13 protein-coding genes are annotated in these 12,102 nt (G+C 46.3%); 2 read left to right on the top strand and 11 right to left on the bottom strand.

Features of this window, described 5'->3' with window-relative positions:
• Positions 1-16 precede the first annotated feature (16 nt).
• Both CMM32_03270 and CMM32_03265 read left to right on the top strand, forming a co-directional pair.
• Entirely contained in the window at positions 17-1,006 is a 990-nt protein-coding gene (locus tag CMM32_03270; protein ID MBT05921.1) for an NADPH:quinone oxidoreductase, read from the top strand.
• On the top strand, positions 997-1,866 hold the full coding sequence (locus tag CMM32_03265) for a hypothetical protein (protein MBT05920.1): 870 nt from the start codon (positions 997-999) through the stop codon (positions 1,864-1,866). The genes CMM32_03270 and CMM32_03265 overlap by 10 nt, the downstream gene beginning before the upstream one ends.
• A gap of 50 nt (positions 1,867-1,916) precedes the next feature.
• Here the strand turns inward: CMM32_03265 and CMM32_03260 are convergent, their stop codons facing one another.
• From CMM32_03260 to CMM32_03210, 11 genes are all read right to left on the bottom strand, one after another.
• Positions 1,917-3,095, bottom strand: a complete 1,179-nt coding sequence (locus CMM32_03260; GenBank protein MBT05919.1) for a DNA polymerase IV — start codon at positions 3,093-3,095, stop codon at positions 1,917-1,919.
• Positions 3,088-3,996 carry a hypothetical protein gene (locus tag CMM32_03255; protein ID MBT05918.1) on the bottom strand — a complete coding sequence of 303 codons (909 nt, stop codon included), beginning with the start codon at positions 3,994-3,996 and terminating at the stop codon, positions 3,088-3,090. Before CMM32_03255 ends, CMM32_03260 begins: the two co-directional genes overlap by 8 nt.
• A gap of 6 nt (positions 3,997-4,002) precedes the next feature.
• Positions 4,003-4,662: a hypothetical protein gene (locus tag CMM32_03250; protein MBT05917.1), complete on the bottom strand. Its 660-nt coding sequence runs from the start codon at positions 4,660-4,662 to the stop codon at positions 4,003-4,005.
• Entirely contained in the window at positions 4,656-4,955 is a 300-nt protein-coding gene (locus CMM32_03245) for a hypothetical protein (GenBank protein MBT05916.1), read from the bottom strand. The genes CMM32_03250 and CMM32_03245 overlap by 7 nt, the downstream gene beginning before the upstream one ends.
• Before the next feature lie 2 nt (positions 4,956-4,957).
• Entirely contained in the window at positions 4,958-5,953 is a 996-nt protein-coding gene (locus tag CMM32_03240) for a hypothetical protein (GenBank protein ID MBT05915.1), read from the bottom strand.
• A gap of 191 nt (positions 5,954-6,144) precedes the next feature.
• Entirely contained in the window at positions 6,145-7,809 is a 1,665-nt protein-coding gene (locus CMM32_03235) for a hypothetical protein (GenBank protein MBT05914.1), read from the bottom strand.
• Positions 7,810-7,944: 135 nt separating this feature from the next.
• Entirely contained in the window at positions 7,945-8,112 is a 168-nt protein-coding gene (gene rpmG, locus CMM32_03230) for a 50S ribosomal protein L33 (GenBank protein ID MBT05913.1), read from the bottom strand.
• A 66-nt stretch (positions 8,113-8,178) separates the two neighbouring features.
• Positions 8,179-9,330 (bottom strand): hypothetical protein, encoded by a 1,152-nt coding sequence (locus tag CMM32_03225; GenBank protein ID MBT05912.1) that lies wholly within the window; start codon positions 9,328-9,330, stop codon positions 8,179-8,181.
• A gap of 1 nt (position 9,331) precedes the next feature.
• The gene (locus tag CMM32_03220; protein ID MBT05911.1) at positions 9,332-10,051 is read right to left on the bottom strand and encodes a hypothetical protein; all 720 of its coding nucleotides are present in this window, start codon (positions 10,049-10,051) and stop codon (positions 9,332-9,334) included.
• On the bottom strand, positions 9,963-11,399 hold the full coding sequence (locus CMM32_03215; protein ID MBT05910.1) for a hypothetical protein: 1,437 nt from the start codon (positions 11,397-11,399) through the stop codon (positions 9,963-9,965). The genes CMM32_03220 and CMM32_03215 overlap by 89 nt, the downstream gene beginning before the upstream one ends.
• A gap of 186 nt (positions 11,400-11,585) precedes the next feature.
• On the bottom strand, positions 11,586-12,102 hold a 517-nt coding region (locus CMM32_03210; protein ID MBT05909.1), incomplete at its 5' end, for a DNA topoisomerase I.

Genomic DNA, 12,102 nt, shown 5'->3' with positions numbered 1-12,102 from the left:
AAGGTAGGCATAAAGAATGCAAGGGGTCTCTATTAGTGATTTTTCTGGGTCAGACCAGTGGGAGCCGAGCGAAGTACCAATGCCTCAAATATCCGCCGGCGAGGTGCTGGTTAGGGTTCGGAATGCAGGAATTAGCTTCGTGGACGTTCTGGTCATCGAAGGGAAGTACCAGATAAAACCACCTATGCCGTTTTGCCCGGGTAAGGAGGCCGCTGGGGTGGTACAACNAGTAGGTTCTGCAGTCACAGAATTNNCTGCCGGCGATCGGGTTATGGTGTTGGTTGAGTACGGTGCGTTTGCTGAGTTNGTGGCAGCCAAGCAAGAACAATGTTTCTTGTTACCAGAAGCAATGGGCTTTGATGTTGGAGCTACATTTGGTCTACCTTATCAAACGGCATTTTTTGCTCTTCGTGATAGAGCGCGGGTAACGGCGGGTGATACTATATTTGTTACGGGGGCGGGGAGCGGAGTCGGATTAGCCGTGGTTGAACTTGCTAAAGCTTTTGGACACAAGGTGTTAGCAGGTATTGCTACTCTTTCAAAGGCACACATAGCCGAGGCATCTGGGGCGGATCACATTATTGAGTTAGCTCCTGANAAGGATAAGGATCGGGTCCGCGCTGAAGTACGTGAGCATACCCAGGGGAGGGGGGCCGATGTAATTATCGACGTCGTTGGAGGTGATGTATTTGATACGGTTATTCGCTGTTTAGGTTGGAGAGGGAGGCTGGTAATTGTTGGTTTTGCTGCCGGTCGTATACCCTTAATTAAAGCGAATTATTTATTACTAAAAAACATTGAAGTTTCTGGTTTGGATTGGTCAGACTACCGGACCAAGACNCCAAAGCTGGTTTCCGATGCTCAAAAGGAATTATTTGGTTTATTTCTGGGTAAAAAAATTGGGTCACATGTTCAGACTACTATTCCCTTTACCCGCTTTTCGGAGGCTGTCAGATTGATCAAGGAACGCCGGGTAAATGGCCGTATAACGCTTGCATGGTCGTGAATGGATGGGGTTATAGCTTGTCACAATTATTTAATACATGGATCTGGAATAGACGTCTAAAGATATTAGTCTGTCTAGTTTTTTTNATCTCTCCAAGCGTTTGGGGAGCTGAATTGGTAGCCCATAGGGCGATCTATGACNTGGAATTACTGCGGGGCGGTGGTGGTGCCGATTTTACAAATGTAGGCGGNAAAATGTATTTNGACTGGAACGATGTATGTGATGGGTGGACCATGACCCAGCATGTCCGGTTATTTTTTTCTAATGCAAACGGTCCAACTATGCAAAATGACTTTAGCTTTTCGAGTTGGGAATCTCGCAGTGGAAAGAAGTTTAGATACTCGATGCTAAGTAAAACAAACGGCGAAGTGAATGAAAGAGTTGAGGGCAAGGCACATATAGATCCAGTCACAGGTATGGGAAAGGCTACTTTCACAAAGCCTACGAAATTTGAGATGGAGCTCCCGGTTGGAACTATTTTTCCGACCCAACATATTTTTGATACTGTCGATCATGCCTTGGGAGGAGGTCATAGTTTAGTCCGATATGTTTTTAGTGGTACAGGTGATGATAGTTTGAATGAAGTTTCTGCTTTTATAAGCACTGGCCGGGGAGGGGTCCCTTATAGTGAAAGCGCCGACGATGATGACACGGATGCTGACTGGCAAAAAAACTTGGATCACTGGGCCATATCAATGGGGTATTTCCCATTTGGGGGAGAAGATTCGAGGCCAGAGTTTGAAATTCATTTTGAGATATTTGAAAACGGTATATCCCCATTGATGGATCTGGACTATGGAACTTTCGCTATCCGTGGCACCATGAAGCACGTTGATTTTTATCCTGTTCCGGATTGCTAGCTTTTTCTGTCTTTTTATTGTTCCCTATTTAAGGGAGCTCCCGCAACTTATCAGAGCCCAAGGTAGGGAATATTAGGTGGATCAGCTTCCCCGTTTTCTCCAAGTTTAGTGAGGCCAAGCCCGATAAGGCGAAATTTTTTTCCTGGGTTAATTTCTTTTGTTAGCAGGTGTAAGGCGGTCTCGTAAACCGTTTGCCATCGTTTAGTAGGGTAATTAAGTGTCGTGGTNCGGGTTAGGCTTTTAAAATCNGAAGTCTTTAGTTTGAGNACAATTGTTTGGGCCGCTTTTTTGCTGCTGTTNAANCGNTCCGTGACCCGTTGGCTAAGGTCNCTGATAATTGGCTTTANTACTNGGAGNTCATTGATATTNCTTTCTAAAGTAGTTTCGCANGAAATNCTCTTTCGNCGNGTTNGTNCTTTGACNGGTCTAGGGTCTANTCCNCGTGCGTAATTTGCNAANCGNTGGCCAATAACACCGAAGCGCTGNACNAGGTCNTCTTCNTTCCAGTTTTGCAATTGGGATACTGTNNTTATTCCAANTTTTGCCAGNCGTTTGGTTAGGGAGGGACCTACACCGTTAATTTTGCTAACCGGCAATGGCGCTATAACTGATGTTGATTCATTAGCGCCAATTATAGAAAAACCTCGCGGCTTATCAAAATCTGAAGCCAGTTTGGCCAGAAATTTGTTAGAGGAAAGCCCAATAGACGCAGAAATTCCCAAAGTTCTTTCAAGATCATTAGTGAGGTGTACCAGGGCGCGAGCTGGACTCATTTCCGAGCTGTCCAATAACTCCTGTAGATCTAGGTAAGCTTCATCTATAGATACAGGTTCTATTTGAGTAGTTACTTCTAGTAGAAGGTTTCGCACCTCTTGCCCAACTTTACGGTATTTAGGCATATCGGGTGGTAGTACTACGGCGTCAGGGCAGGCGGACACAGCCTGAAACATAGGCATCGCAGAGTGGACGCCATACTGCCTGGCTATGTAACAGCAGGTGCTAACCACACCTCGTTTGCCCCCTCCAATTATGAGTGGTTTGCTAGCAAGGCTAGGGTTGTCTCTTTTCTCTACAGCGGCAAAAAAGGCATCGCAGTCCAGATGAGCTATCGCAAGTGTGTTAAGTTCCGAGTGTTGAATGAAACGCGGACTGCCGCAAAAGGCACATCGACGTGCATTGTTTTCTTGAAAAATTCGTGCACAGTCCCTGCATAGGCATTCCTTACTCATAGTTTTCCGGTCTGCTGCCTAGCCAAGCTGCTCCCCTCACTCCGCTGGAGTCTCCATGTTGATTTCTAACAATGGGGGTATCACACGCATCTGAAAATACGTAGTCAGGCAGCTCCTGTGGAATTGTGTCATAGAGAGATGTAATATTTGAGAGGCCTCCACCGAGTACTATGCCATCTGGATCTAGAACATTTATTATTTGTGCTAATGCCTTTGAGAGCCGTCGGGAGTACCTAGCAAGAGCTGCTTCCGCAGCAGCATCAATGTCGATAGATTGTGCCATTGCTTCGACAGAGTGGAGCGTGCCGCCATTAGACTGGTAATCTCGTAAGAGAGAAGGACCAGATAAGAAAGTCTCAATGCAGTTGGTTTGGCCACAGAAACATTTCACTGGGTCGTGATCAGTTGTGTCTGGCCATGGTAGGGGATTATGTCCCCATTCGCCCGCTATTCCATTCAGTCCTGGGCGCACGGTCTGATTTATCGCGATGCCTCCGCCAACGCCTGTACCCAAGATAACTCCAAAAACTACATTGAACCCTGCGCCGGCGCCATCCACTGATTCGGAGAGCGCAAAACAGTTAGCGTCATTTGCAAGTTGTACTTCTTTACCTAGCGAATTTTCTAGATCCGCACGAAAATTTTGATTATTGAGACATGTGGAGTTAGCGTTTCGATGTAAGCCGTTAATTGGAGAAATACTCCCGGGCGCGCCTATCCCGATTGTACAGGGGCCATTACTCTCCGTTTCAAGGAATTTACATAGAGTGACTATGGTATTAACAGTACTATTATAGTGGCCCGGTGATGTTGGTTCCCGTTCTCGCCGAATTTCTTGGCCTGTCTCATCCAGAAGTATTCCCTCTATTTTGGTGCCGCCTACATCTATGCCAATTTGCATTAGTAGCTAATATCCTAATTCGGTTAGCTCAGTTCCAATAGTTATTTCAGCCGTTTTCCAGTCGTCCAAACGATAACAGCTATTAGGTGCTTTCTCTACCAGTTTGGATAGTCGAGGATCATGAACAAAGTGAATGCAGCGGACAAAATCTGCATGTTCAAAAACAGATTGTATATTGCTGGGAGAGTCATCCAAAAAAAACACGGGGGCTTTTACTTCTTTAGCTAACTTTTGGACTGCAGGGCCTTTTTCACCCCTATTAGCTACTAGTGGGTAATGCATTCCATGTCCTTCAAGGCACTGTTTGCGCGCCTCATAATACTCTTCTCCTACATTACTTAGTATTACAATTTGTGCTCGCAACGACAATCTTTCAAGAGCTGCGCTGGCCCCTGGAACTTCATTCAAATTCCTAGTCTCCTGGTCAAAGAAACTTTTTAATAGGTTAAAAACTTCATCTTGAGACAGAGTGTAATCATCATCAGTTCGATGCACATTTCCAGTCAATCGAAAGCTAGACCAGTCAAAGTAGTAACCTTTGCTCGTCAGGAAATTCTCAAATTGGCTCATGAAGGTTAGGAGCACTTCATCGGCATCCGAAATGATTAGTGCTCGATTGGGGTCAACTGAAATTGCGGAAATCTGTGATAAGGTGCTATCTAGCATAGGTTTCTTTGCAAGTTGGAATCTGGATTAGACAGCTTTTTCCAGGCCTGCATTGCACTGGTCGGAGAGATATCAATTTGTGTGCAAAAATCACCTAACAAATCTTCATCTGCAGATAGATAATCAAGAATTCCCGCTAAATGGTCGGTGTCCTTTAATCGTTTCCGCAGTACAAATTCATCTAAACCAGTTTTATCCAAGAAGGCTTTTCGGCGTTCGGGATCACTAAGGATAAAGGCTAAGAACTGGAGAGCGATGGTCTCTGCCTCTTCGAAGGTTGTGCCTCGGTCCATTGCTACCAATCTCTTGTCACCATGCGTACTTTATGATTATCGCTATCCGCTATATAGAGGTTTCCTTTAGCATCTGCGCTACAAGCATGCGGTCGATTTAAGCCGGCTTCGGTTGATGGTCCTCCATCCCCATCCCCACCCTCATGACCGCCAGCAACGGTTTGCACTGTATACGTATTGAGGTCTATTTGTCGTACGGCGTGGTTTTCAGTATCTACAACCAGAAGATTATTGGCTTGGTCACACCGAATGGCTTTCGGCCCATTCCAGGTCGATTTTAGGGAGTGTTGTCCGTCGCCTTCGTAACCGAAGTCACCGGTTCCGGCGATTGTTGAAATAATGCCCTTTGTGTCTATGCGGCGGATAGCATTTCCCTCTCGTTCACAAACATACATATTGCCCTTATTGTCTTTACAGACGGCGCGGGCTCCAAAGATACTAGCCTCTAGGGCCAGACCTCCATCCCCCTTACGTGCTTTTTCTCCGTTTCCAGCTACATCTGTTACTGCACCAGTCAGGAGGTCCACGCTTGTGATTTTTTGACTTTGGACATCCGCCACTAAAAGCGCGGTATTATCGACGAGGAAACAATCGTTGGGTTCTATATATCCACCTCCTTTAGTTCCACCAGCAAATGTCGAGATAATTCCAGAGTTGTGGTCTATTTTTCGAATAGCCGCGTTTAGTCGATCAACTACATAGATATCTCCATTTGCTGCAATCTGTACGGCGTAAGGTTCGTTAAAAGTTGCTTCATTCGCTGGTCCTCCGTCGCCTGAATAACCTGCTTTCCCGGTCCCTGCTACCGTATTTACAATTTGACTATCAATGTCTAGAAGTCGGATGCAATGATTTGTTGCCTCAACGATATAAATGTTGCCTTTGGTATCCAGTTCACACATGAATGGCTCACTTAGGTCGGCACTAACAGCGGGACCACCATCTCCTGTGTAACCTTTTACTCCCGTTCCAGCGATAGTAGAAATTATGTCTGCCACTCTATAGTCCCCTTACAATTATAATAGAAAGAATCATATATTCTGTCAGGATAGCAAGCATTGTAACTTTGTTCCAAAATGCTCACTCAAAATGGCAACTATATCGTTAATTTCTTGGTGATAGGATAGTTTTTTGAGATATTCGGGGTAGGTCTTATTTGCCTGAGCTCTATATATTTTCGAGGTTTCGGTTAACTCCGGGTATATTTTGAGTCCGCTTTAGGAGGTACGAAGTAGCGAGGGAAGGCACCTATTTGTGACATATCGACCTCGACAAGCGCTGGCCCATTAACGTCCAGAGCTTCCTGCACATGGGCCGTAAGATTAGCAGCGGACTCAACTTTCCAGTAAGGCATCTTTGCTAATTCTGCGCAGCCTTCCAAGGAGGGGTGAGCAAAATCGGCGAAGAAATGGCGTCCATCGTGGAAAGTGTCCTGTATATGCTTGATGACCCCGTAACCACCGTCATTCATCACCAGAAAGACAATATCAGCTCTCTCTTGCGTTGCNGTCCAGAAGTCAGCAAAGCCCATAAAGAATCCTCCATCGCCACACATGCAGACAACTTTGCGATCCGGGGCAGCCACTGCTGCGCCGATTCCATGGGCAACGCCGAGACCGATAGCTGCCCCGAGAGCGAACACATGGTTTTTAGGGCTAGTGACGGGAAATGTTCGNTTTCCCCAGGTACTATTATTGAGAGTGATATCCCTTACCCAGATGGCATCGCGAGGCATGACATTTCGAAGTTGTTGAGCAAAGGATCCGTAAGGTCCCAGGAGTCCCTCGTAGTCCTTCACTACCTCGGCCTTAAGTGTTCCAATTTCTTCAGCGAACTTTTGCTCTACACCAATGCGTCCTTCCAGTTGATCAGCAAGCTCAGCCAAAGTTGTTTGGGCGTCCGCGCAGATGAATTGGGCAGTACTATAGGTGCGTCCGTTTGCTGCTGGATTGATGTCTATTTGGACCCGGTTTTTAGGAAGTTTCAGTTCAAAATCACGAGTTTCATGACCCCTTACGCGTGACCCAGCGATGATTAGGAGGTCCGCTGTTTGCATAAAATCTTCTACTTTAGAAAGGTCTTTTAAGCAGCCGAGCACCATTGGGTGATCTTCAGGTATAACGCCTCTCCCGGCTAAGCTGGTAATTATTCCGAACCCCATATCTGCAAGACGCTGTGCCTCTCTCCCCGCATATTTTGCGCCATTCCCGAGCCAAAGCAGGGGGCGCTNTGCACCTTTTGCAGTTTTCACCAGTTCTTCGATTGAGGCAGCNTCTGGNCTTTGAGGTTCTTCCAAAGAAAGATTGAAGTCGTGCAAATTATTAGGTCGAATAACTTTGGTGCGTTGGATATCAATGGGGATCTCGATACTTACTGGGCCGGTTGGGGCTGTGAGGGCCTCAGCAGCAGCCATGGATAGAACGCCTAGTACGTTTTCTGCAGAGCGGATGCGATAGGCCGTTTTTGAGACAGATTTCAGCATTCCCAATTGGTCGGGGACATCGTGTACGGTGCCCCGTTCGCGGTCAACGTTTTTCGTAGCGGTCTGCCCTGTCAGATGTAACAAGGGAGCACCGGAGAATCGGGCTTCCACTAATGCTCCGCACGCATTAGCAGCGCCTGGGCCAGTACTGGTGAATAAGACCCCTAGCCCACCTGTAACACGGGAGTACGCATCCGCCATACTTCCAGCACCTGCTTCTCCGCGAGCTTTAACAAATCTGATTGCATTTCTTCTACCGATGGCATCTAACATCGGTGTATTGTGAACAGAAACGACGCCAAAAGCCGTTGTTACACCAATAGCCTGAAGAAACTCGGCAACAATATCTCCAACGGTTATTTCGTCTTTCATTTCAGTGCTTTCTTTATCACTAGTTGAGCCTAGATTTCTATGCCNCTGTGCTTAACTTCTTGGAAAATAAAGGCCGATGGAAAAACAAAACAGCGGCCAACAAGGCCGCCGCTCAAAATCAGATTTGAAAACCTATTACTTAATTTTCCCCTCCTTAAACAAGACGTGTTTCCGGGCAACAGGATCATATTTCTTTACCTCAAGCTTGTCCGTCATGGTACGGGGGTTTTTTTTGACAACGTAAAAGAAGCCCGTGTCTGCCGTACTATTCAGGCGAATCTTAATGCTACTACCTTTGGCCATAGCAACCACTCCATTTAACTTATTTATTTCGTTGAACCGCCAACCATAATATCGAAGAAATTACTGTCAAGGCTGGTTTCTAGACAAAAANTGATACAAAAGCCCGGGTATTGCCACGGCTAATGTCGCNAACGCCATTGTAAACATTAAGGCATGTGGGGACCACAGCATGCAAATCCCAACTATTGAGGGGCCAACTGTGCTGCCGAAGGCATAAAGAATCGCGGANACAGAGTTAATAGAGGCCAAGTCAGAGCCCTCAAAATTATCTCCNAATAACATTAGGGGGATAGTCCAAAAACTCCCGATTAGTNCCCCGGACAGAAAAATAAGCCCAAATAGGAGGGGTTTTATATCCCAAACTAGAGTGCTTGCAAGAAGCGCTAGAGTCGCCAGGATGGCAGAAAGGTATAGTAGGTGATACCTATTCATTCGGTCGGCAATCACACCAATTGGAAACTGACAAATAACACCACCCAGTATGAAAACACCAGCTAACCTCGCCGCCGCATCTGGTGTAAGNTTNAGGGAAACTCCATAGACTGGAAGCAGACCAAAGGCGGCAGCAAACAAAATTCCAAATAACATGGTAAAAATAATCGGAATAGGNAGCTTGGTGGCTAGGCCCCATTGGGAATGTTGGCTGGCCGGATAGACGCGAGGAGCATNTCCATGGGTAGCAATAAGTAGCGGTAGAGTGATTAGTGCTATAATTGCTCCGATGAGAAAAGGNNCTGGTCCGTTCACACCAGTAAATACCAATAAAAATGGCCCCATTCCAAAGCCTGCTGATATGGCCGCTGCATACAATCCTATTATTTGTCCACGTTTGTTTTGTGGAGCTATCTGGTTAATCCAGGTGTCAGCAGAGACGAAGATTATAGCTTCGGCAGCGCCCAAAAAAAATCTCAGTATTAGCCAGGGGAGGAACCCTCCTACCAGTGCAAAGCAAGACAACACTAAAGCAATAGAAAGGATCCCAAAAATCATTAAATTTGAAACGCCGAAGCGCACCAAAAGAGCGGGAGTTATAGAAGAAGCCAACATTAATCCTAGAAATTGCACACTCACGTGGGCGCCAATTGCCGCGCTAGAATAGCCTGTTTCGGAAAGAACTAGCGCAAGGACAGGCACGGTTAATCCAATTGATATTCCGAAAACAGAGATGATGGAGATCGCTGCAGCAATACTTAGCTTAGGCGACCTTTTTGGTTGCATGCTAGCGACCCGGTCGTCTACGACGATAAGACTTGGCTTTTTTGTATGTAGTTCGAGGCTTTTCAAGCTCAGATAAACTAAATGTAAGTGCACTCGTTATTGTGTTTGCATCTTCAATTCGTACAGAAATTTCGTCTCCTAGTTTAAAATTCATCCTAGCACGTTTNGCAGTTAGTATTTGTGTGAAGGAATCATACCGCACTCGCTCACCAAGTTGTTGACCCAGGATACGGATTGGTATCAAGCCCTCTGCATGTGTTTCCGTAAGCGATACAAATAAACCAAATTTAGTCACTCCAGAAATTTTNCCCATAAAATTGGCGCCNACTTTATCCGCCATAAACAAGGTCATGTAGCGATCTGTAGCACTTCGTTCTGCGTTNGCAGCTCGNCGTTCCGTTTGAGACAGGTGGGTNCCGATGTCAGGTAAATCTGGGCTAAGATCTTGAGGAGCCCCCCCAGGCCCTAGATTTAGTTGGCTTATCAAGCTTCGGTGAATCAAAAGGTCTGAATATCGCCGTATAGGGGACGTGAAATGGCTGTAGAGCTCAATATTTAAACCNAANTGCCCAANGTTNTNAGGGCTNTACTCNGCCTGNGACTGNGACCTAAGTATCATTANCGCGATTGCNTCANNGTNTTTTGTTCCCTCTAGATTTNTCAAGAATNTGNTGGAAATGCTGTGGTCGAAGCTGCTGGGTNCGNCTGAGCTTGTATCCAAGTTCTTTGAGGTAGGAACGGAGTGTTTCNGNTTTATCNTGNGGNGGCTGNTCGTGTNTTCGGTACAANCANGGNGCTTTACGNNANGTTAANGCTTCCGCCGCTNCCACATTAGCNANNATCATAAATTCCTCGATGAGCTTGTGGCTCTCGTAGTGTGGTCGGGCATCCACCGAAATTACTTCGCCACTCTTGCCTAACGTTATTTTTTTCTCTGGAAGATCGAAGTCCAGTGTCCGTCGTTTTGTTCTCGCCCGCTTGAGGGCTGTGTATGCCCCATAAAGATTATCTAGCTGTTCGCCGAGAGATTCCGTCTGGGGTGAAAGGGTACCGTCTCTATGTGCTTGAACCTGTGAGTAAGTCAGTCGGGCTTTGGATCGCATGATACCTCTGGTGAATCCGTAACCCAAAGTTTTCCCCTCTTTATTTATAGAGATCCGAACAGCCATGCATGCGCGATCCTTCCCAGGTTTTAGTGAGCACCAATCGTTAGAAAGGGCCTCAGGTAACATTGGAACCACCTTGGATGGCAGGTAAACCGAATTTCCTCGATCCTGAGCTTCTTTGTCTAAGGCAGAGCCGGGCTTTACATAGGCGGCAACATCAGCGATTGCAATCATCAAATTCCAACCGCCTAGATTGTTTTCAGAAGTATCGGGTTCAGCCCAGACGGCGTCATCGAAATCTCTCGCATCTTCATCATCAATTGTAACTAGTGGTATCGAGGTGAGGTCCTCTCGCCCCTTTGGTTCAGGAGGACCAGCCGTAAGGCACTCTGATATCGAGGCTTTTGAAAACTCGGTTGGAATATCTAATTCTGAACAAATTATTATTTCGGGTGAGCCTGGCTTTCCGAAGTTACCTAGAACTTTTTTTAGAACACCTTGCGGTTCACCATAGAGTTTTTCACCTTCCAATTCGACCTGGATGATATCGCCATTCTGGATATCAGTTTCAGACAAGTTATTGACCCGAACAGTGGTAGGTCCCCGCCTGTTGACCGATTTGATCTCTGTGTATCCTTTTTTCTTTTCTACAATACCTATGAGGGTTCCCTTCCGCTCGGGTAGGACCCGCATGATATGGGCCCCAATAACACGCTTGTCGATCTGCTTTAGTCTCACTAAGGCGCGTTGGCCAATGCCTAAATTATGATCCCTAGATTTTCGTCGGGAACTCGAAACTACAATCACAATCCCGCTGGTGTTTGTTTGCCAGCCAATCGGTTTCCCGTACAACTCACCATTGTCATCAACTCTTATGGCTTCGATAACCCCAACCGGTGGGATTTTTGAGGGAGTAGCATATCTTCTGTTTTGGAGACGCACTATGACACCTTCTTCCTCCATTTCAGAGAGAGTATGCTTGAAGGCATTCCGATAGGCTCCTGGTATGTCGAATGCCTGCGCTAAATCTTTTCGGTTTATACCGTTATTTGAATTACGGAGGAGACTTATTATTTCATCAGGACTTGGTAGTGAAACCAGTCCCTTCTCGTTTTTTGTAGAATACGAAATATCTTAACTCGTTCTATTTCAGGGTGTTTTCTTTTTAGCGGACGTCTTTTTTCGTCCCTTTGTAGATTTTCTCTTGCGGGTCTTTTTTGGCTTGGCGTTACGACTTGCGATGAGTTGCTCCGCTTCCTCTAGGGTTATTGTTTCAAGGGAACTACTTCGAGGGAGGCTCGCATTGGTTGTTTTATGTTTTACATAATGTCCAAAACGCCCATCAAAAACTGCTACTTCTAGGCCGTCTTCAGAATGCTCGCCTAGAACCCTAAGTTTTTTGGCCCCGCGTCTCTCCTGTTTTGGTTCGGCTAGAATAGTTACGGCACGGTTAATACCGATAGTGAACACATCTTCCTCTGAAGGCAGAGAACGCTTTTCCTTTCCGTGACTTAGGTAAGGTCCGTATGGTCCAATCGTTACCTTAATATCTTTCTCGGTTTCTGGGTGCGTGCCTACCAGGCGTGGAAGGCTCAATAGTTGCAGAGCCAAAGAAAGGTCGCAGTCCTGGGGATTGATAGACCGAGGCAAGCCCATAGTTCTAGCC

The organism is Rhodospirillaceae bacterium (assembly GCA_002728255.1).
Taxonomy (GTDB): Bacteria; Pseudomonadota; Alphaproteobacteria; order UBA7887; family UBA7887.
The sequence above is the reverse complement of the archived record's forward strand: the minus strand, read 5'-3'. Positions and strand labels throughout refer to the sequence as shown.